Source organism: Vreelandella stevensii S18214 (assembly GCF_000275725.1).
Classification (GTDB): domain Bacteria; phylum Pseudomonadota; class Gammaproteobacteria; order Pseudomonadales; family Halomonadaceae; genus Vreelandella; species Vreelandella stevensii.
In genome coordinates, this window is sequence record NZ_AJTS01000049.1 from 1 (window position 1) to 19,232 (window position 19,232).

Below are 19,232 nucleotides of genomic sequence, written 5' to 3' on the forward strand. Positions count from 1 at the left end.
AGCCATGAAGCAGACCAAGACCCTCAAGGTTCGAGTGAAGGACAAACACGCCGCCGAGCTTAACCGCATGGCCCGCAGCGTGAATTTTGTTTGGAACTACCTCAACGAACTGTCTTCCCGAGCCATTCGGGAGAAAGGTCTGTTTCTGTCTGCCTACGACATGCACCCCTATACCAAGGGTGCTGGCAAGGACCTCGGCCTGCACAGCCAAACGCTGCAATGCATCGCTGCTGAATACGTTGCCCGCCGCAAGCAGTTCAAAAAGCCCCGCTTGAATTGGCGCAAGTCCGGCGGTGTACGCCGCTCACTTGGCTGGATTCCGGTCAATACCGGCGCGGCCAAGTGGAAGAACGGGCAGGTATTTCACAACGGCACCTACTTCAAGGTGTGGGATAGCTACGGCCTGTCGACATACAAGTTCCGTGCCGGCAGTTTCAACGAAGATAGCCGGGGCCGGTGGTATTTCAATGTTGCGGTCGAGGTGGACGTGCAGCCGACGCTTGGGCAGGGCGCCGTTGGCATCGACCTTGGGCTCAAGGATGTGGCCACCTGTAGCGATGGAGGAAGGCTGGAAAACAGCCGCTTCTACCGCCGCATGGAAGACCAGTTGGCGACAGCCCAACGTGCCCGCAACAAGCGGCGGGTAAAAGCTATTCACGCCAAGATCAAGAACCGTCGCCAGGACGCGCAGCACAAGTTTTCCCGGAAACTCGTCAACCAGTACGGCGAAATCGTCGTGGGCGATGTTTCCTCAACCAGGCTCGCGAAGACCAGGATGGCCAAAAGCGTCTACGACGCTGGCTGGTCACAACTGAAAACGATGCTGGAATATAAATGCGCTCACGCAGGCATCGTCTTCAAGGTCGTTCGCGAAACCAACACCACCCGCGCCTGTTCGTCGTGCGGCTCGCTTAGCGGGCCGCAGGGCGTCAACGGGTTGCGAGTAAGGGTCTGGGAGTGCGTGGAGTGTGGTGTACTCCACGACCGGGACGTGAATGCGGCCCGGAATATCCTCAGCCTCGGGGCAGGACGTTGCCCTCAAGAAGTTGGAATCCCCGTCCTTTAGGGCGGGGAGGACGTCAACGTGCTGTTGATGTTCCCGCTGGTGGGCTTGATTGCCTGGTTTTTGTTGGGGCCCAAAGGGTAGCGTAACCAACGGCTAACACTGTTGAACAGTCAGGTATTAAAAAGGCAGGCCCTACGGGTCTGCCTTTTTGCGATCAGTGCGATGGACGCGCTCGAGTCAGCTGTTACTATCGCTGGGTGGGGCCTTGTAATGCCCCGGGATTTTCAACTTCTCACCGTTGGGCAGATCGCGCACCTGGGTGGGTACATAAACACGCTTGATCACACTTTTTGCCTTGCCATTTTCCATGGCGATATCCTCCTGCCATATTGTCGACAGTTGCGCATTCACATTAGCGCTTGATGGTGGAAGAATCAAGCCACCCACGGAAACGTCAGGGAGATGGGTGCTGAACGTTGATCAAGGGGCAGGCGTTACCGCAGTTTTAGGGTATCCTGAAAGCGCTCACAACCTGCTGTTGCAGAGGGGATGTGCGGGTGACAACACAAACTGCCTAAGCGGAGTGAAGGAAAAGGATGGTGGATCACTTGGAACAGCAATTTCAAGCACTTGGATCGCAGGAGGCGGTAACGCCCGACTACCCCGACCAGGATCATGTGCTGATTATTGAAGATGATCAGCGCTTGGCGGAGCTCACCCGTGACTACCTGGAAGCCAACGGCTTTCAAGTGACGATCGAAGCGGATGGTGCCAAGGGGGTAGATCGTATCCTGACGCTGCAGCCGGATCTGGTGATTCTGGATCTCATGCTGCCCGGTGAGGATGGCCTGGCCATCTGCCGCCGCGTGCGACCCAATTTCGCCGGGCCGATCATGATGCTCACCGCGCGCACCGACGACCTGGATCAGGTGCTGGGGCTGGAAATGGGCGCCGATGACTACGTACCGAAGCCGGTACAGCCGAGGGTGTTGCTGGCCCGTATGCGTGCCCTGTTGCGACGTGCCGACGGCCCTGCTCCCGACGGTGAAATGCGCCTGAAGTTCGAGAATCTGGAAATCGACAACGCCACCCGCGAGGCCTGGTTGGCAGGTGATCGCATCGACTTGACCAGCGCCGAGTTCGACCTTTTATGGTTGCTTGCCCGCAATGCGGGGCGGGTACTGACGCGTGAAGAGATTTTCAGCGACCTGCGCGGCATCAAGTACGATGGTCAGGATCGCTCGATCGACGTGCGGGTCTCCCGTATCCGACCCAAGATTGGCGATGACCCCAATCAGCCTCACCGGATCAAGACGGTGCGTAGCAAGGGCTATCTGTTCGTCAAGGACAGCTAACCAGGAGAGGTCGCCCAATGCGGCGAGTGCTGAGTCACGGCTCGTTTTTACGCTTCTACCTGCTGCTCGGGTTGGCGCTATGCGCGGTGTTTCTGATTGCCCTGGGGGGGCGCTCGTTCATCGAGCAGGTGCGTCGCGAGGATTACCGAGAGCAGCTGGCTGCACTGCCTATGTCGATGATGACTCAGCGACTGGCCAGCGTGGCTGAGGAGGAGCGGGAAGCGCTATTGGGCGAGCTCTCCGAGCGCCTGGGCATGCAGCTAGCGCTGCGTCGCATGGCCGATACCCCGCTGGGCTATTTCGAACGATCACGCATCGAGCGGGGTCGTGTGCTGGTGGCGGAATCCCCCTGGCAACTGCGCCAACGTTTGCCGGATTCTCCACGCCAGCATGAGGTATGGCTGCTGGAAGCGAATTTTGCGGCCTGGGGGGAGCGCCAATGGCAGGGTAGCCTGGTGGCGTTGGGCGAGTGGCTGGCTAGCATGCCGCCTCAGGAACGGGCCGATACCCTCAGCCACTTGCGCCCTGGTAGCTGGCCATTGACGCTGCTGAGCGCACCGCCAGAGGACCTGACTGCCGAACAGCGCTTTCAGATGACGCTCGGGGGCGTCATTACCCGACTGATGTCCGACAAGCTCGCCATCACGCTGCTCTACCAGCTCCCCGTCCCGCCGGGTGACGCTCCCCAGTGGCTACAGGCAGGACCGGTGACCCGGGGCGACACCCTGCCGCTCAACTTGCATCTTCCTTTACTGGTTGGCCTGATGGCCGTGCTCAGTCTGATCGTTTATCTGATCATGCGTAGTATCGAATCACGCATGGCGCGACTGGAGTTGGCGGCAACCCGCATCGCCAGTGGCCGCCTGGAAACCCGTGTAAAAGTGGAAAGCGGTGATTTTCTCGGTCGTGTCGGCATGGCGTTCAACGGTATGGCCAATCAGGTGCAGAGCTTGCTGCGAGGCCAGCAGGAGATGATCCGCGCGGTCTCCCATGAGTTGCGTACCCCGGTGGCGCGTATCCGCTTTGCCGTGCAGATGGTGGAAGACATGACCGACCAGCCAGCCATTCAGAGGCAGCTACAGGGCATCGATGCCGATATCGCCGAGCTGGATGAACTGGTCGATGAGATTCTGACCTATGCCCGGTTGGGGGGAGACACCCTGCACGGTGGCGAGCTTGAAATGAGTCTGGTCGACTGCCGTGCCATGGCCAACCGGGTCATCGATACCCTGGCCCCGCTGCACGCAGGCCTCACGCTTGAGCTCGACCCTGGCCCAGACATCGAACTGCTGGCCGAGCCTCGCTATCTTCAACGGGCGCTACAGAATCTGGTCGGCAATGCCTGTCGTTACAGCAAAACACAGGTGATCATTCGGCTCTGGGATGAGCCCCACCTCGTGCGCATCGATGTGGAAGACGATGGGCCGGGCATACCGCTGGAAGCCCGGGCCGATATCTTCAAGCCGTTTGCCCGGCTGGACGATAGCCGCGCCCGCAGCTCGGGCGGGTATGGCCTCGGGTTGTCCATCGTGCAGAAAATCATGAGTGGTCATGGCGGCAGCGTCACCGTGGACAGCAGCCCAGCGCTGGGCGGCGCCCGCTTTACCCTGCTCATTCCTCGTCGCGATTCGCCGGCCTGATCCCGGAGAGTACCGCAAAGGAGGTCTCCTGAGCCGTGCGTAAAAAGTCCTGCATCCACGGCGCCTCCATGGTCTCTTCACGAATGGCCGCGTACAGCGTGCTCCAGATGCCCTGTTCGCCCAGCTTGACGGCACTGACGTAGTGGCGCTCCAGATACTCGGTCAAGGCCCAGTTGGGCAGCGCGCAAACCCCACGGCCGCTGGCCACCAGCTGCATCATCATGATGGTCAATTCGGCCGTACGAATCTCCTTGGGGCGCACATTAGCGGGCGTCAGGAATTGGGTGAAGACGTCCAGTCGTGACTGCTCCACTGGGTAGGTGATCAACGTCTCTTCGGCCAGCTCGGCGGGCAGAACATAGGCACTGCCCGCCAGGCGATGCTGGCGGGCTACGGCCAACAACCCCTCGTAGCGAAACAGCGGCTCGTAGTGGACCCCTTCCAGTGGCTGTGGGTCGGCGGTGATGACCAGGTCCAGCTGCTCGCGTGCCAGGGCAGGTAGCGGGTCGAAATGGTGGCCGCTGGGGATGTCGATTTCCACCTCTGGCCAATGGTCACGAAAATAGTCCACGGTGGGCATCAGCCACTGAAAGCAGCTGTGGCATTCGATGGCCATGTGCAGGCGCCCCTGCTCGGTGCCTGCCAAGCGCGCCAGGTCTCGCTCGGCCTTGCGTACTTCGGGCAAAATATCATCGGCCAGCGCCAACAGGCGCAAACCGGCGCGGGTAAATTCCACGGGGCGCGTCTTGCGCACGAACAGCGCGCTATCGATACGGCCTTCCAGGTCTTTCAACTGGTGAGAAAGCGCCGACTGGGTGAGGTGCACGCGCTCGGCGGCTTCCACCAGCGACCCCGTTTCCCTCAGCGCCAGTAGCGTGCGCAAATGGCGTAGCTCAATCATGGTGAGTAATTTTCATGTTTTATATTAGAATATTTAGTTTGATTCACTTTTGTGCGGTGAGCAAACTGAGTGACATCATTCGCATGGGAAGGATTCATCATGACAGTGTCTCATATACTCGGCTACCCCCGCATTGGTGCACGACGTGAGCTGAAGAAAATCACCGAGGCTTACTGGCGCGGTGAGGCCGACCGAGAAGCTTTGGAGAGCACCGCTCAGGCGCTACGGCTCCATCATTGGCAAATTCAGCAGGCGGCTGGGCTGGACATGGTCAGCGTCGGTGACTTCGCCTTTTACGACCAGGTGTTGAATGTTTCGGTCATGTTGGGGGCGGTACCCGAGCGCTTTGATGCTGCCGATGAAGTCAGAGACGGCAGGGTAGACCTGGATACCATGTTTCGCATGGCTCGCGGGCGAGCACCTGACGGAAAACCCGCTGCCGCTTGCGAGATGACCAAGTATTTCGATACCAACTATCACTACCTGGTGCCCGAACTTCACCAGGGCCAACGCTTCACACTGGCCTCGGAGCGGCTGTTCGATGAGGTCGATGAAGCGCTGCAGGCAGGGTTCACCCCCAAGGTCACACTGGTGGGGCCTCTGACCTGGTTGTGGCTGGGCAAGACCAAGGGCAGCCGTTTTGATCGACTCACGCTGTTGGATAGCGTGCTGGATGTCTACAGCGATATCCTGGCGCGCTTGGCGACCCAGGGCGTGGAGTGGGTGCAGCTCGATGAGCCTGCTCTGGTGCAGGACTTGCCCGTGGCTTGGCAGCAGGCGTACGAACGCGCTTATCATCGCCTTCAGGCGGCACCGTCGAAACTGTTGCTGGCGACCTATTTTGGCGCCCTGGGCGATAACCTTGCCTTGACCACTCGACTGCCGGTCGCTGGGCTGCATATCGATGCTGTGCGTGCTCCAGAGCAGGTCGAAAGTGTCATTGACCGTTTGAGTCCGCACCAGATTCTTTCGCTCGGTTTGGTCGATGGCCGCAATGTCTGGCGGGCCGATTTGGCCGCCTTGCGTGAACGCCTGCTGCCCATCAAGGTGCGTCTCGGCCGGCGGCTCTGGCTGGCGCCCAGCTGCTCGCTGCTCCATGTGCCCGTGGATTTGGCCCAGGAAGATAGCCTGGACCCGGAGCTGCGATCATGGCTGGCCTTCGCTCGTCAGAAATTGGACGAGGTGGTCAGCCTGGCGCGTCTGATCGACAACCGCGCCACGCCTGCCGATGAGCAGCGCTTGAACGAGGCCACACGTGCGCTGGACACGCGGCGTGAGTCGCGGCGTATCCACCAGCTCGAGGTAAGCACGCGCCTCGCAGGCATCACACCAGCAGATAGCCAGCGACGGTCAGCTTACCCCCAACGCGCGCTGGAACAGCGGCGTGCGCTGGCGCTCCCACTGTTTCCCACCACTACCATTGGCTCCTTCCCGCAAACCAGCGAGATTCGTGAAGCACGACGAGCATTCAGAGCCGGTGAGCTTGGACAGTCCGATTACGACGCGAGAATGGCGCAGGAAATTGCCTATGTCATCGCACGCCAGGAAGCTCTGGGGCTGGATGTATTGGTACATGGCGAAGCCGAACGTAACGACATGGTGGAATACTTCGGTGAACAGCTGGACGGCTTTGCCTTTACCCGATTTGGCTGGGTACAAAGCTACGGTTCACGCTGCGTCAAACCGCCGATCATCTATGGTGATGTAGCCCGCCCCGCGCCCATGACGGTGCGCTGGAGTGAGTACGCCCAGTCGCTGACGCAAAAGCCGATGAAGGGCATGTTGACCGGCCCGGTGACGATTCTCCAATGGTCCTTCGTGCGTGATGACCAGCCCCGAGCCCTCACCTGTCGCCAGATAGCCCTGGCACTGCGTGATGAAGTTCGTGACCTGGAAAGCGCGGGAATTCGGGTGATCCAGATTGACGAGCCCGCCCTGCGTGAAGGCTTGCCGCTGCGCCAGAGCGAGTGGCAGCCCTACCTGGATTGGGCCGTCGAGAGCTTTCAGCTCAGTGCGGCCGGGGTTGCCGACAGTACCCAGATTCACACCCATATGTGTTACTCGGAGTTCAACGATATCATCGGTGCCATTGCGGCCCTGGACGCGGACGTGATCACCATCGAAACATCGCGCTCTGACATGCAGCTGTTGGATGCTTTCCAGGACTTTGCTTACCCTAATGAAATTGGGCCTGGGGTATACGACATTCACACGCCCAACACTCCCGAGGTGAGCTGGATGGCCGCGCTCATGGAGAAGGCGTTGGAAAAGATTCCCGCTGAACGGCTATGGGTCAATCCTGACTGCGGGCTGAAAACCCGTGAGTGGGCCGATGTGGAGCCGGCCCTGGCCAATATGGTGAAAGCTGCCCGCCAGCTGCGCCAGCAACACACGTGAGAGGGAAGTGTGCCTGAGCCGCCCCGGCTGGGCGGCGGCCTCGGCGTCAGCTCTTCGTGGCGTAAGCGTAGAGCAGTGTTTCCTGGGCGCTGATGGCATCGCCGTGGCCCGGGTCCTGAAGCTGGTAGCTGCCATCGCTCTGCAGTAGCCAGCTCTGGCAGTTATCGACCAGGTAGGTCTCCAGGTCCTTGCGCACCCGGGTGGCGAGTTTCTTGTCCAGCAGCGGGAAGCAGGTTTCCACGCGGTGGAACATGTTGCGCGACATGAAGTCGGCGCTGGAGCACCAGATTTCCGGTTTGCCGTCGTTGTGGAAGTGAAAGACTCGGGTATGTTCCAGAAAGCGGCCAATGATCGAGCGCACGCGAATGTTGTCCGATACGCCCGGCACGCCGGGTTTCAGGCAGCACATGCCGCGAATGATCAGGTCGCACTCCACGCCCGCCTGAGAGGCTCGGTAAAGCGCCTTGATCAGCTTGGGTTCGGTCAGCGAGTTGCACTTGATGATGATATGGCCACGTTTGCCCTTGCGGGCGACCTGGGCTTCCCGGTCGATCATTTCCACCAGCCGCTCGTGCAGCGTGAACGGCGCGTGCAGCAGCGTATCGATCTTGCGCGCGCGGCCCATACCCGAGAGCTGCTGGAAGACCTTGTGCACGTCGGCACACAGCGCCTTGTTGGCAGTCAGCAGGCTGTAGTCGGTATACAGCTTGGCGGTCCTGGCGTGGTAGTTGCCCGTGCCCAGGTGCGCATAGTGACGCAGCTCGCCGCGCTCGCGGCGGACGATGTGCAGCATCTTGGCGTGGGTCTTGTAGGCCATGATGCCGTAGATGACGATGGCCCCGGCTTCCTGCAGGCGCGAGGCAAGCTGCAGGTTGTCCGCTTCGTCGAAGCGTGCCCGTAGCTCGATGACCACGGTGACCTCCTTGCCCTGGCTGGCGGCATCCACCAGCGCGCTGACGATGGAGGAGTCGGCCCCGGTACGGTAGAGCGTCTGCTTGATGGCCAGCACGTCCGGATCGCGTGCGGCTTCACGCAGCAGATCTTCGATGGGGGAGAAGGCCTGAAAGGGGTGGTGCAGCAGAATGTCGTTTTTGGCAATGGCGCTGAACAGGCTGCCGCCCTTCAAGCCCTTGGGCACGCTAGGGGTAAACGGGCGATAGAGCAGCTCGGGGCGGTCCACGTCGCCCAGCACGGCCATCATGCGGGTCAGGTTCACTGGCCCCTGTACGCGGTACAGGTCGTCGTTGTCCAGCTCGAACTGGCGCAGCAGGAAGTTGATGAGCTCATCCGGGCAGTTATCGGCGACCTCCAGGCGTACGCCGCTGCCATAGCGCCGTGCCAGCAGCTCGCCGCGTAACGCCGATGCCAGGTCGGAGACCTCTTCCGGGTCGACGGTCATGTCCGCATTGCGGGTCAGGCGGAACTGGTAGCAGCCGCGCACGCGCATGCCGGGGAACAGCTCTTCGGCATGGGCATGAATGAGCGAAGACAAAAAGACATACTCGGTGTAGCCCTCTGCACACAGCTCCCTGGGCAAGGCCATCAGCCGTGGCAGCGAGCGTGGGGCGGGTAGAATCGCCATGCCGCCAGCACGGCCAAAGGCGTCTTTACCGTCGAGCTCGACGATGAAGTTGAGGCTTTTATTGACCAGCCGAGGGAACGGATGAGAGGGGTCCAGGCCGATGGGGCTGATGACCGGCATGATCTCGTTATCGAAAAATTCCCGCGCCCAGGCCTTCTGCGCCTCGGTCCATTGATCGCGGCGGCGAAAACGTAGCCCCTGGGCTTCCAGGGCAGGCAGCAGGGTGTCATTGAGGATCGCGTATTGGCGGGCGATTTGCTGGTGGGCAATGGTGGAAATCTCCCCCAGCACGGCCTTGGGTAAACGACCATCGGCGGCGGTGGTGTCATCGCCCAGCGCCATTTGGTGCTTGAGCCCCGCGACCCTGATTTCGAAAAACTCGTCCATGTTGGACGAGAAGATCAGCAGGAACATGAGACGGTTCAGCAGCGGATGCGCATCGTCCAGCGCCTGCTCCAGCACGCGAATATTGAACTGCAGGTGCGAAAGCTCGCGGTTGAAGTAGAGCTGTGGGTCATCCAGGTCGGCTTCCGAAAGCACTTCACGGGCCTGTACTCCCGTCGGTGTACGGTTGACCCGTAAAGGCAGTGCCTCGGTACTGTCGCTCACGAAAGTCTCGTTACCGGGCACGGCACTGCTGACATCGGTGGTGGAATCGGCTGAGTTGTCTTCCATGCTGGCCCCCTGCGGTAATGGCGCTTGCCTGTGCTGCTTGTTATAACGCGAATTGCGTTAAGTATGCAGGGGCAAGATGACAAACAGGTGTCACCGATTTGTCATCCTGTTGGCATCAGCGCTGCAGCAGACGTGCCGCTTCCAACGCGAAGTAGGTCAATATGCCGTCGGCCCCCGCCCGCTTGAAGCACATCAGCGATTCGAGAATCACCGGCTCTGCGGCCAGCCAGCCGTTGTCGAAGGCCGCGCGGTGCATGGCGTACTCACCGCTCACCTGATAGGCGAAGGTTGGCACCTGCAGCTCGCTTTTGACACGCCGCACCACGTCAAGGTAAGGCATGCCCGGCTTGACCATCACCATGTCGGCGCCTTCGGCGATGTCCAGCGCCACTTCGTGCAGTGCTTCGTCGCTGTTGGCGGGGTCCATCTGATAGGTGCGTTTGTCGGCCTTGCCCAGGTTGGCGGCGGAGCCGACGGCATCCCGGAAGGGGCCGTAGTAGTTCGAGGCGTACTTGGCGCTGTACGCCATGATGCGCACATTGTGCAGCTGCTCCTGCTCCAGTACCTGGCGAATCGCACCAATCCGGCCATCCATCATGTCGGAGGGGGCCACGACATCGGCGCCGGCTTCCGCATGAGAAAGAGCCTGCTTGAGCAGCGTGTCCACCGTACGGTCGTTTTGCACGTAGCCCTGGGCATCGAGAATGCCGTCTTGACCGTGGCTGGTGTAGGGGTCCAGCGCCACATCGGTGATGATACCAAGCTCTGGCACGGCTTCCTTGAGAGCACGCACGGTGCGCTGTACCAGGCCACTGGCATTGTAGGCCTCTTCGGCCAGCTCGCTTTTTTGCTCGGCGCCGATCACCGGGAACAGCGCCAGCGCCGGTATGCCCAGGGCATGGGCCTCCTTGGCTTGCTCGATCAGCAGGTCGATGGACAGACGCTCCACGCCGGGCATGGAGGCTACCGCTTCGCGCTGATTTTCGCCTTCCAGCACGAACACCGGCAGAATCAGGTCGTTGGGCGTCAGGGTCGACTCCTGCATCAAACGGCGTGAGAAGTCGTCCCGGCGCATGCGGCGCATGCGGGTGGCGGGGAAGTGGCGCGGGCTTGAGGTGTTCAACGGCTCTCTCCAGACAGTCTCGAAAAGGATGCCCCACGAGCATTGGCCAACAGCGCGGCCAACTCTCTGGGCGTGGGTTGAGTATATCAGTCATGCCATGCAGCGAAAGCCGCCTTGTGGCCGCAGGGCAGACTGACTAAAGTGAGTCACTCAGCCATTCGCATGGCTTCGACAAGGAGTAGAGGTATGACCAAGCAGGTAGCGGTGGTATTAGCCGGCTGTGGCGTGTTCGACGGTTCGGAAATCTACGAAACGACACTGACACTACTGCGTCTGGATCAGTTGGGCATCGGGTATCGCTGCTTTGCACCCGATGTAGAGCAGCACCATGTCATCAACCACCTGGATCAGACGCCGGTGGAGGGTGAGCGCCGCAATGTGCTGCAGGAATCGGCCCGTCTGGCGCGTGGCGAGATCAGTCCGATCACCGAGCTGGTGTCCGATGACTTCGATGCGGTGATCGTGCCCGGTGGCTTTGGCGTTGCCAAGAACCTGTGTGACTTTGCCATGCAAGGTGACGAGATGCAGGTGCTGGAAAGCGTCAAGGAGGCGCTGGCAGGATTCAAGGAAGACGCCAAGCCGATTGGCTTGATGTGCATTGCCCCGGTCATGGTGCCCCGGCTGTTGGGGGATGGCATCGCCGTCACGGTAGGCCATGATCCGGGCGTATCCGGGGCGATCAGTGCCATGGGCGGGTTGCACCGTAGCTGCGGCGTGGAAGAGATCGTCGTGGATCTCGAACATCGCGTGGTCACCACGCCTGCCTATATGCTGGCAACGCGCATCAGTGAAGCTGCCACGGGCATCTTCAAACTGGTGGACCGTATCGATGAAATGATGGGCTAGGCTTGCAAGCCCGCCCGTAGGGAAAAAGCCTCTGTCATCGTGGGATGACAGAGGCTTTTTAATGGCCTTGAGCATACAGGAGCGCTAGTCGGTCTACTCTTCCTCGGTGGTTTTTGGCTTGCGCACCAGGCGGCCAAACAGCAGGCCCACTTCATACAGCAGGTACATGGGAACCGCCAGCAGACTTTGGGAAATCACGTCGGGTGGGGTGAGCAGCATACCGACGACAAAGCAGCCCAGTATGATATACGGGCGCTTTTTCGACAGGCTTTCCACGGTCGTCGCGCCGGAGAGAATCAGCAGGAAGGTGGCGATGGGTATTTCAAAGGCCACGCCAAATGCAAAGAACAGCTTGAGCACGAAGTTCAGGTACTGATTGATGTCGGTCATCACCGCGACATTTTCCGGCCCCGTCTGGGTAAAAAACTCGAACAGCAGCGGAAACACCACGTAATAGGCAAATGCAGCCCCGGCATAAAACAGCGCCACGCTGGAAACGAGGATCGGAATGGCCAGCGCTTTCTCGTTATCGTAGAGCCCCGGTGCCACGAAGGCCCAGGCCTGGTGCAGTACGAAAGGAATGGCAATGAAGACCGCCACCACCAGCGTCAGCTTGAAAGGCGCCATGAAGGGCGAGGCGACCTCGGTGGCAATCATCTGAGAGCCTTCGGGCAACAGCGCCATCAGCGGCTCGGCCACGAAGGTGTAGATATCGTTGGCAAAGGCGTAGAGCCCCAGGAAAATCACCAGAATCACCACGACCGCTTTCATCAAACGCGAACGCAGTTCGATCAGATGCTCGATGAGGGGCGCCTGGCCCTGGTCGTTGTGCGGTGGCTGGGAGTTGCCAGACGTGCTCATGAGTGGGGTCTATCCTTTTGATCGGCCGTGTCGGTGTCGCTCGGCAGGTCTTCACGTACGGTCTGCAAGGCGTCATCCAGTCGTGCGCTGGCCCTGGCGACCCGCTGCTCGGTGTCTGCCTGAGCGGAGGGCTGGGCAGACGAGGCTGAAGGGGCGTCTGCAATGCTCTCGACATCCTGTTTGGCTTTTTTCAGGCTGTCATTGAGCTTGCTCTGCTGCTCATTCAGCTTCTGCCGCAGCTCTTCGGCTTCCAGTTGGGCACTGATTTCACGCTGCATACCGGATACCGTACGCTTGATCTTGCCAATCCATAAACCCGCCGTGCGTGCCGCCTTGGGCAAGCGTTCCGGGCCCAGCACCAGCAGTGCCACCACGCTGATGAGCATGAGTTCAAGAAAGCCGATATCCAGCATGGGTTATTTGCGCTCTTCGTTGCGGTCGCCAGAGTGAACGTCTGCTGCAGATTTCTGCTCAGCTTGAACGTCATAGGTGTTGCCGTTCTCTTCGTGGGCGACCTTGGCTTGAGGCTGGTCAGAGGGCTTGTCGCCGTCCTTCTCTTCCTCGTGCATGGCTTTCTTGAAGCCCTTGACCGCGCCGCCCAGGTCGGTGCCCACGTTACGCAGTTTCTTGGTGCCGAAAATCAGGATGATGATGCCCAGAACAATCAGCAGCTGCCAAATACTGATACCACCTAACATATGCGTTTCCTCATGGATGCAGGGTTAACGTTGTGATCGGGACGCTTTTTCGTCGTGACCAGAGATTCCAAACCGTCGCGCAAGCTCGTCCAGCACGGGCTGATGGTCCAGATCCAGATGCGACAGCATGACCAGGCTATGAAACCACAGGTCGGCCGTTTCGGCGATCAACGCTTGGCGGGCCTGCTCATCGCCATGCTCGGCATCCTTGGCGGCCAGCAGCGTTTCGGTGGCCTCTTCGCCCACTTTCTCGAGTATCTTGTTCAAACCCTTATGATGCAAGGAGGCAACATAAGATTCTTCTGGTTGGGCATGGCGACGCTGTTTCAAAACGTCGGCCAGAGCGTCCAGTACGGGAGCTTGGTTGGCATCTGTCATGGTGTTCTCGTTATTCATCGCAATAGAGTGTCATCCGGCACGTGCTGGAAAGGCTCACTGCCAGATCAGCAGCAGCAACCCGGCCCCGGCAGCTGCCAGAATCGGCCAATCCTGGGTGGCGGCCCAACTGCTCAGCGGCTGCCAGGCAAGCGCGATGGCCACTAGTGCCAAACCGATGCGCAGCCGATGCTGGCGTTTGCCCTGTTGTTTCAACTGGTGGCGCATCTGGCTGAGCGCGGTGACCTGCTGATGCCGCTGGCGGTGTTCATGTTCCATGCGGCTGAGCGCCTGATGTGCCAGCACCGGCAGCTCTGGCAGCTGATGCGAAAGCTCCGGCGCCTGGCGCTTGAGCGATGCCCAGAGCCCGCCGATACCGGCGCGCTCTCTCATCCACTTTTCCAGGTAGGGCTTGGCGGTGCTCCACAGGTCCAGCTCCGGGTAGAGCTGACGCCCCAGCCCTTCGATGTTGAGCAGGGTTTTTTGCAGCAGCACCAGCTGCGGCTGAACCTCCATGTTGAAGCGTCGAGCCGTTTGAAACAGCCCCAGCAGCACCTGCCCAAAAGAGATGTCCTTGAGGGGCTTTTCCAGAATCGGTTCGCACACGGTACGAATGGCCGCGGCAAACTCGTTGGCACGGGTGTTCTCGCCCACCCATCCCGACTCGATGTGCAGGGAGGCCACCTCGTAATAGTCCTGATGGAAAAAAGCCAGCAGGTTGCGCGCCAGGTAATCCTGGTCTTCCCGGGTGAGGCTGCCCACGATACCGCAGTCGATGGCGATGTACTGGGGGTCGTCCGGGTCGTCACAGTTGACGAAGATATTGCCGGGATGCATGTCCGCGTGGAAGAAGTTGTCCCGGAATACCTGGGTGAAGAACAGCTCCACGCCGCGCTCGGCGAGCTTTTTCAGATTGGTGCCGCGGGCCCGCAAGGTCTCCAGGTCGGCCACCGGTACGCCGTGAATGCGCTCCTGCACCATCACGTGTCGCCGCGTGTAGGGCCAGTAGATGGTGGGCACGAAGAGGAGCGGCGAGTCCTTGAAGTTACGCTTGAGCTGAGAGGTGTTGGCCGCCTCCTTGTAGAGGTCCAGCTCGTCGAACAGGGTGGCTTCATAGTCGCGAATGACTTCTACCGGGCGCAGGCGTCTGGCTTCTGGCACTTTGGCCAGCAGCTTCGCCACCTGGTACATCAGCCCCATGTCCTGGCGCATGATTCGGTCGATGCCGGGGCGAATGATCTTGACCACCACCTCTTCGCCACCGTGCAGGGTGGCGGCGTGCACCTGGGCAATGGAGGCCGAGGCGAGGGGCACGCGGTCGAAGGCCGCAAAGGCCTCCACCAGGGTCATGCCCAGCTCTTTCTCCACCCGGGCCGCTGCCAGCTCGCCAGCAAAGGGCGGCACCTGATCCTGCAGACGTTTCAGCTCGTCGGCAATGTCTTCCGGCAGCAGGTCGCGGCGGGTCGAGAGCATTTGGCCGAATTTGATGAAGATCGGGCCCAGTGCCTCCAGCGCCAGCCGCAGGCGCTCGCCGCGACTGCGGCTGCCCACCGGCACCAGTTGGAGGGGCGAAAAGCGAGTCAGCAGCCGCAGCCAGAGCGGCATGCGCTCGGCAGGTACGAGCGTGTCCAAACGGTACCGCGTGACTACCCAGAGAATCTTGAACAGCCGCAGGCTCATTCGCTCGGCTCCTCGGGCACGCTGGCCTTCGTCAGCTGGGTAAGGCGCCGATTCAAGCGCTGCAGTCTGGCATCCAGGCGGTCGGTGGCGATTTCCAGCTCGGTGAGGTGATCGCGCAGCACGTCGCGCTGCTGACGGCCCGGCAGCAGGCGTGCCTCTTCGAAGACATACTCTGACACATCCTGCAGTAGCTCGTCCTTGGCGCGCAGGCCCCAGCGCGCGGCTCGGCGCAACCCTTCGGCCAGCGAATGGGCGGGCATGTCGCCCAGCCAGTGCGCCAGCTCGCCTTCCCAATCGATCTCCAGGTCCAGCAGCAGCTCCCGGGTGGCCTCCAGCAAGTGCACCTGGCCTCGAATGGCCAGCTTGCCCTCGAACATCAGCCGCTCCACGGAGGCACCGCTGAGCCACTCCGAGAGGGTTTCCGGGGTCAGTTCGACCACCGCATCCACGTCGCTTTCATCGACGTCGTCGCCGTGCTGCAGGTCCAGTCCGGCATTGTGATAGCAAAGCAGCAGCGCCAGCTGTGGCTTTTCCAGACGCACCAGCAGGCGGCCGCCCGCCAGCGCGGCCAGCCGCCCAGGGGCAGCAGGGTCACGGGCAAGCAGTGCGTTCAGCGTGCGTTCACAACCGGCCAGCAGCAGGGTCGGGGTGACTAGCATGCGGGCCTCATCGTCCGGTGGGTCAGCGTGCGAGGCGTCATAGCTTGATGCCGCGGTGCAGGGCGACGATGCCGCCGGTCAGGTTGGTGTACTCCACTCGATCGAGTCCGGCGGTTTCCATCATGCCCTTCAGGGTTTCCTGGTCGGGGTGCATGCGGATCGATTCGGCCAGATAGCGGTAGCTTTCGCCGTCGCCGGCGACCAGTTCGCCCATTTTGGGCAACAGTCGGAACGAGTACTCATCGTAGGCCCTGGAGAGCAACGGGTTGTTGGGTTTGGAAAACTCCAGCACCAGCAGGCGGCCGCCGGGCTTGAGCACCCGTGCCATGGAGCGCAGCGCGGCGTCCTTGTCGGTCACGTTGCGCAGGCCAAAGGCGATGGTGATGCAGTCGAAACTGTTGTCCGGGAAGGGCAGACACTCGGCATTGGCCTGGACGTACTCGACGTTGCCACCGACGCCGTTGTCCATCAGCTTGTCGCGGCCGACCTTGAGCATGGAGGCGTTGATGTCGGCCAGGACGACCTTGCCGCGGGGGCCGACCAGACGCGAGAACTTGAGGGTCAGGTCCCCCGTGCCGCCAGCGATGTCCAGCACATGATGGCCGGGGCGAACGCCAGCACGCTCGATGGTGAGGCGCTTCCACACACGGTGGATGCCCATGGACATCAGGTCGTTCATGACGTCGTAGCGAGCGGCGACCGAGTGGAAGACATCGGCGACGCGTGAGGCTTTTTCGTCGACCGGGACTTCCTGGTAGCCAAAATGGGTGGTGCGTTTTTCCGTGGGGCTCATGGGGCTTCAGCTCCCGAGTTCGAGGCGGTAGTAGTCGACCATAAGGTCATCGCAATCATTGATTGGCAACATTGTAGCCTTCTCGAGCCTGCTTTGTCTGCGCTTCACCTGGGGCGCGGCGTCACAGCTGCTTGAATTGAATGCCCGCAGGCTCGCGGGAGGCGCCTGCTGCTTCCAGCCGCTCGAGGTAGTTGTTCCAGTAGGCGTGTTGATGCGTCGCGAGGTCGTGCAGGTAGTTCCAGCTGTAGAGGCCGCTGTCGTGACCATCGTCGAAGTGCAGCTTGAGGGCGTAGTTACCCGCCTGGGTGATGTTCTGCAGGCCGACGTCCTTCTTGCCCACTTGCAGGACCGCCGTGTCGCCACCGTGGCCACGCACTTCGGCAGAGGGGGAGTAGACGCGCAGCAGTTCCACGGGCAGCCGGTAGGTGTCGCCCGAGGCGTAGCCGAGTTCCAGCTCGCGGGCCTGCTTGTGGTAGTGCACTCGGGTGGGGACCGGGGCATCGGGGGTAGAGGGAGTGTGGGTAGACGTGTGGGTGTTGGAGGCGTTCATGGTCGGGGCACTCATGGTTGGCGTTACGTCGCTCAGGCACGAGCGACACCTGGCCAGGGTAGCCAGGTGTCGGGGTGCGACAGAGGTTACAGAATATAGCGGGAGAGATCTTCGTCTACCGCCAGTTCTCCCAGCTGCGCGTTGACGTAATCTGCATCGATCACCAGCGGGCTATCCATATCGCCGCCCTTGAACGAGGCCTCTTCCAGTAGCCGCTCCATGACCGTGTGCAGACGGCGCGCACCGATGTTTTCGGTGCCTTCGTTGACCTGCCAGGAGATCTCCGCGATGCGCTCGATGCCGTCGGGAGTGAACTCCACGTCCAGCCCTTCGGTGCCCAGCAGCGCCTGATACTGCTTGGTCAGCGAGGCGGAAGGCTCGGTGAGAATGCGCTTGAAGTCGCCGGGAGTAAGGGCATCCAGCTCCACGCGAATGGGCAAGCGGCCCTGCAGCTCGGGGATCAGGTCGGAAGGCCGCGCCAGGTGGAAAGCACCGGAGGCGATGAACAGGATATGGTCAGTCTTCACCATGCCATATTTGGTCGACACCGTGGAGCCTTCGATCAGCGGCAGCAAATCGCGCTGAACGCCCTCGCGAGACACTTCTCCACCGCTGGACTGGCCGCTGCCCTTGGCCACCTTGTCGATCTCGTCCAGGAAGACGATGCCGTGCTGCTCGACGGCCTCGACGGCGCGGGCCTTGATCTCCTCTTCGTTGACCAGCTTGCCCGCTTCTTCGTCACGCAGCAGCACCAGGGCTTCCTTGACGGTAACGCGACGCGTTTCACGCTTTTGCTGGCCCATGTTGGAGAACAGGCTCTGCAACTGGCTGGTCATCTCCTCCATGCCCGGCGGCGTCATGATGTCGATGCCCTGGCTCTGGGCGGTGATTTCGATGTCGATTTCCTTGTCGTCCAGCTGGCCTTCGCGCAGTTTCTTGCGGAACAACTGGCGCGTGCTGCTATCGTCCCGGGGCTGCTCTTCCTGGCCGCGGGGCGGCGGCAGCAGCGCATCGAGAACGCGGTCTTCGGCGGCATCCTCGGCGCGGTGGCCGACTTCTTCCTTGGCGTGCTCGCGCACCATCTTGATGGCGGCTTCCATCAGGTCGCGGATGATCGACTCCACGTCGCGGCCCACGTAGCCCACTTCCGTGAACTTGGTGGCTTCGACCTTGATGAAGGGCGCACGGGCCAGTTTGGCCAGGCGGCGGGCGATTTCGGTTTTACCCACGCCGGTGGGGCCGATCATCAGAATGTTCTTGGGGGTGACTTCCGGGCGCAGGTCATCGTCGAGCTGCATGCGCCGCCAGCGGTTGCGCAGCGCAATGGCGACGGCGCGTTTGGCATCCTGCTGGCCGATGATGTACTGGTCCAGCGCATGGACGATTTCACGGGGTGTCATCTGAGTCATAAAGGGGCCTCAACGGTCGTCGATGTTCAGCTCTTCGAGCGTGACGTGGTGGTTAGTGAATACGCAGATGTCACCCGCGATTTGCAGGGATTTTTCGGTGATTTCACGGGCGGAGAGATCGGTGTTCTCGAGCAGCGCGCGGGCGCTGGCCTGAGCGTAGTTGCCCCCCGAGCCGATGGCGATGATGCCGCGTTCGGGTTCGACCACGTCACCGTTGCCGGTGATGATCAGCGAGGCGCTGTGGTCGGCCACGGCCAGTAGCGCTTCCAGGCGGCGCAGGGCGCGGTCGGTGCGCCAATCCTTGGCAAGCTCCACGGCCGCCTTGGTGAGATGGCCCTGGTACTTCTCCAGCTGAGCTTCGAAACGTTCGAACAGTGTAAAGGCATCTGCTGTGCCGCCGGCAAAACCGGCCAGTACCTTGCCGCGATAGAGGCGGCGAACCTTGCTGGCGTTGCCTTTCATCACGGTGTTGCCCAGCGATACTTGGCCGTCGCCAGCAAGGGCGACCTGGTTACCGCGGCGAACGGAGACAATGGTGGTCATGGAGATAACTCCTTGGGGGAGACGCGCTCCCGATGACTGATCGGCCACCCTGGGTGGCCGTAAAAAAAGCGATTCCCAACAAAATGCGGGCGGCTGATGAAAAATCAACCGCCCGCTCGAGAAAGCCAAGTGATAAAAC

General features: G+C 61.0%; 19 protein-coding genes. 5 read left to right on the top strand and 14 right to left on the bottom strand.

The features are described 5' to 3' along the window. Nucleotides 1–1,066, top strand: a 1,066-nt coding sequence (locus HSS18214_RS19620) for an RNA-guided endonuclease InsQ/TnpB family protein (protein WP_016914995.1), incomplete at its 5' end; no start/stop codon positions are given. 177 nt (nucleotides 1,067–1,243) lie between these two features. Here HSS18214_RS19620 and HSS18214_RS19705 read toward each other — a convergent pair. Then, nucleotides 1,244–1,375, bottom strand: a complete 132-nt coding sequence (locus tag HSS18214_RS19705) for a hypothetical protein (RefSeq protein WP_016916118.1) — start codon at nucleotides 1,373–1,375, stop codon at nucleotides 1,244–1,246. Between the two features lie 227 nt (nucleotides 1,376–1,602). Here HSS18214_RS19705 and HSS18214_RS0115145 point away from each other — a divergent pair, with 227 nt between their 5' ends. Both HSS18214_RS0115145 and HSS18214_RS0115150 read left to right on the top strand, forming a co-directional pair. Continuing rightward, entirely contained in the window at nucleotides 1,603–2,361 is a 759-nt protein-coding gene (locus HSS18214_RS0115145) for a winged helix-turn-helix domain-containing protein (protein ID WP_016916119.1), read from the top strand. Nucleotides 2,362–2,378: 17 nt separating this feature from the next. Further along, entirely contained in the window at nucleotides 2,379–4,001 is a 1,623-nt protein-coding gene (locus tag HSS18214_RS0115150; protein WP_016916120.1) for an ATP-binding protein, read from the top strand. On the opposite strand, the gene HSS18214_RS0115155 is transcribed toward HSS18214_RS0115150, so the two are convergent. Next, nucleotides 3,973–4,902, bottom strand: a complete 930-nt coding sequence (locus tag HSS18214_RS0115155) for a LysR family transcriptional regulator (protein WP_016916121.1) — start codon at nucleotides 4,900–4,902, stop codon at nucleotides 3,973–3,975. The genes HSS18214_RS0115150 and HSS18214_RS0115155 overlap by 29 nt on opposite strands. 99 nt (nucleotides 4,903–5,001) lie before the next feature. Here HSS18214_RS0115155 and metE point away from each other — a divergent pair, with 99 nt between their 5' ends. Continuing rightward, entirely contained in the window at nucleotides 5,002–7,299 is a 2,298-nt protein-coding gene (metE, locus tag HSS18214_RS0115160; protein ID WP_016916122.1) for a 5-methyltetrahydropteroyltriglutamate--homocysteine S-methyltransferase, read from the top strand. A 46-nt stretch (nucleotides 7,300–7,345) separates the two neighbouring features. Here metE and ppk1 read toward each other — a convergent pair whose 3' ends face one another. Both ppk1 and hemB read right to left on the bottom strand, forming a co-directional pair. Next, nucleotides 7,346–9,556 (bottom strand): polyphosphate kinase 1, encoded by a 2,211-nt coding sequence (ppk1, locus tag HSS18214_RS0115165; protein WP_016916123.1) that lies wholly within the window; start codon nucleotides 9,554–9,556, stop codon nucleotides 7,346–7,348. Nucleotides 9,557–9,671: 115 nt separating this feature from the next. Beyond that, nucleotides 9,672–10,679, bottom strand: a complete 1,008-nt coding sequence (gene hemB / locus HSS18214_RS0115170; RefSeq protein WP_016916124.1) for a porphobilinogen synthase — start codon at nucleotides 10,677–10,679, stop codon at nucleotides 9,672–9,674. 186 nt (nucleotides 10,680–10,865) lie between these two features. Between hemB and elbB the strand changes: the two genes are divergently transcribed. Continuing rightward, a complete protein-coding gene (gene elbB / locus HSS18214_RS0115175) occupies nucleotides 10,866–11,525 on the top strand; it encodes an isoprenoid biosynthesis glyoxalase ElbB (RefSeq protein ID WP_016916125.1) in 660 nt (219 codons plus the stop codon). 93 nt (nucleotides 11,526–11,618) lie between these two features. On the opposite strand, the gene tatC is transcribed toward elbB, so the two are convergent. From tatC to hslV, 10 genes are all read right to left on the bottom strand, one after another. Beyond that, nucleotides 11,619–12,386, bottom strand: a complete 768-nt coding sequence (tatC, locus tag HSS18214_RS0115180; RefSeq protein WP_016916126.1) for a twin-arginine translocase subunit TatC — start codon at nucleotides 12,384–12,386, stop codon at nucleotides 11,619–11,621. Further along, complete coding sequence (gene tatB / locus HSS18214_RS0115185) at nucleotides 12,383–12,799, bottom strand: Sec-independent protein translocase protein TatB (protein WP_016916127.1); 417 nt, start codon at nucleotides 12,797–12,799, stop codon at nucleotides 12,383–12,385. Before tatB ends, tatC begins: the two co-directional genes overlap by 4 nt. A gap of 3 nt (nucleotides 12,800–12,802) precedes the next feature. After that, complete coding sequence (tatA, locus tag HSS18214_RS0115190; protein WP_016916128.1) at nucleotides 12,803–13,084, bottom strand: Sec-independent protein translocase subunit TatA; 282 nt, start codon at nucleotides 13,082–13,084, stop codon at nucleotides 12,803–12,805. 24 nt (nucleotides 13,085–13,108) lie between these two features. Beyond that, entirely contained in the window at nucleotides 13,109–13,462 is a 354-nt protein-coding gene (locus HSS18214_RS0115195; protein ID WP_016916129.1) for a phosphoribosyl-ATP diphosphatase, read from the bottom strand. Between the two features lie 54 nt (nucleotides 13,463–13,516). Next, nucleotides 13,517–15,139 (bottom strand): ubiquinone biosynthesis regulatory protein kinase UbiB, encoded by a 1,623-nt coding sequence (gene ubiB, locus HSS18214_RS0115200; RefSeq protein ID WP_016916130.1) that lies wholly within the window; start codon nucleotides 15,137–15,139, stop codon nucleotides 13,517–13,519. Beyond that, complete coding sequence (locus HSS18214_RS0115205) at nucleotides 15,136–15,798, bottom strand: ubiquinone biosynthesis accessory factor UbiJ (protein ID WP_016916131.1); 663 nt, start codon at nucleotides 15,796–15,798, stop codon at nucleotides 15,136–15,138. Before HSS18214_RS0115205 ends, ubiB begins: the two co-directional genes overlap by 4 nt. 37 nt (nucleotides 15,799–15,835) lie before the next feature. Then, nucleotides 15,836–16,591, bottom strand: a complete 756-nt coding sequence (ubiE, locus tag HSS18214_RS0115210; protein ID WP_016916132.1) for a bifunctional demethylmenaquinone methyltransferase/2-methoxy-6-polyprenyl-1,4-benzoquinol methylase UbiE — start codon at nucleotides 16,589–16,591, stop codon at nucleotides 15,836–15,838. A 121-nt stretch (nucleotides 16,592–16,712) separates the two neighbouring features. Further along, nucleotides 16,713–17,141, bottom strand: coding sequence for a gamma-butyrobetaine hydroxylase family protein (locus HSS18214_RS0115215; RefSeq protein WP_016916133.1), 429 nt, complete (start codon nucleotides 17,139–17,141; stop codon nucleotides 16,713–16,715). A gap of 86 nt (nucleotides 17,142–17,227) precedes the next feature. Continuing rightward, nucleotides 17,228–18,550, bottom strand: coding sequence for an ATP-dependent protease ATPase subunit HslU (gene hslU, locus HSS18214_RS0115220; protein ID WP_016916134.1), 1,323 nt, complete (start codon nucleotides 18,548–18,550; stop codon nucleotides 17,228–17,230). A gap of 9 nt (nucleotides 18,551–18,559) precedes the next feature. After that, nucleotides 18,560–19,093 (bottom strand): ATP-dependent protease subunit HslV, encoded by a 534-nt coding sequence (gene hslV, locus HSS18214_RS0115225; RefSeq protein ID WP_016916135.1) that lies wholly within the window; start codon nucleotides 19,091–19,093, stop codon nucleotides 18,560–18,562. Nucleotides 19,094–19,232: the final 139 nt, after the last annotated feature.

What these genes read in the sequence shown, in the direction of transcription:
- HSS18214_RS19705 (WP_016916118.1), bottom strand. Translation starts at nt 1,375, where the DNA reads ATGGAAAATGGCAAGGCAAAAAGTGTGATCAAGCGTGTTTATGTACCC.
- HSS18214_RS0115145 (WP_016916119.1), top strand. Translation starts at nt 1,603, where the DNA reads ATGGTGGATCACTTGGAACAGCAATTTCAAGCACTTGGATCGCAGGAG.
- HSS18214_RS0115150 (WP_016916120.1), top strand. Translation starts at nt 2,379, where the DNA reads ATGCGGCGAGTGCTGAGTCACGGCTCGTTTTTACGCTTCTACCTGCTG.
- HSS18214_RS0115155 (WP_016916121.1), bottom strand. Translation starts at nt 4,902, where the DNA reads ATGATTGAGCTACGCCATTTGCGCACGCTACTGGCGCTGAGGGAAACG.
- metE (WP_016916122.1), top strand. Translation starts at nt 5,002, where the DNA reads ATGACAGTGTCTCATATACTCGGCTACCCCCGCATTGGTGCACGACGT.
- ppk1 (WP_016916123.1), bottom strand. Translation starts at nt 9,556, where the DNA reads ATGGAAGACAACTCAGCCGATTCCACCACCGATGTCAGCAGTGCCGTG.
- elbB (WP_016916125.1), top strand. Translation starts at nt 10,866, where the DNA reads ATGACCAAGCAGGTAGCGGTGGTATTAGCCGGCTGTGGCGTGTTCGAC.
- tatC (WP_016916126.1), bottom strand. Translation starts at nt 12,386, where the DNA reads ATGAGCACGTCTGGCAACTCCCAGCCACCGCACAACGACCAGGGCCAG.
- tatB (WP_016916127.1), bottom strand. Translation starts at nt 12,799, where the DNA reads ATGCTGGATATCGGCTTTCTTGAACTCATGCTCATCAGCGTGGTGGCA.
- tatA (WP_016916128.1), bottom strand. Translation starts at nt 13,084, where the DNA reads ATGTTAGGTGGTATCAGTATTTGGCAGCTGCTGATTGTTCTGGGCATC.
- HSS18214_RS0115195 (WP_016916129.1), bottom strand. Translation starts at nt 13,462, where the DNA reads ATGACAGATGCCAACCAAGCTCCCGTACTGGACGCTCTGGCCGACGTT.
- ubiB (WP_016916130.1), bottom strand. Translation starts at nt 15,139, where the DNA reads ATGAGCCTGCGGCTGTTCAAGATTCTCTGGGTAGTCACGCGGTACCGT.
- HSS18214_RS0115205 (WP_016916131.1), bottom strand. Translation starts at nt 15,798, where the DNA reads ATGCTAGTCACCCCGACCCTGCTGCTGGCCGGTTGTGAACGCACGCTG.
- ubiE (WP_016916132.1), bottom strand. Translation starts at nt 16,591, where the DNA reads ATGAGCCCCACGGAAAAACGCACCACCCATTTTGGCTACCAGGAAGTC.
- HSS18214_RS0115215 (WP_016916133.1), bottom strand. Translation starts at nt 17,141, where the DNA reads ATGAACGCCTCCAACACCCACACGTCTACCCACACTCCCTCTACCCCC.
- hslU (WP_016916134.1), bottom strand. Translation starts at nt 18,550, where the DNA reads ATGACTCAGATGACACCCCGTGAAATCGTCCATGCGCTGGACCAGTAC.
- hslV (WP_016916135.1), bottom strand. Translation starts at nt 19,093, where the DNA reads ATGACCACCATTGTCTCCGTTCGCCGCGGTAACCAGGTCGCCCTTGCT.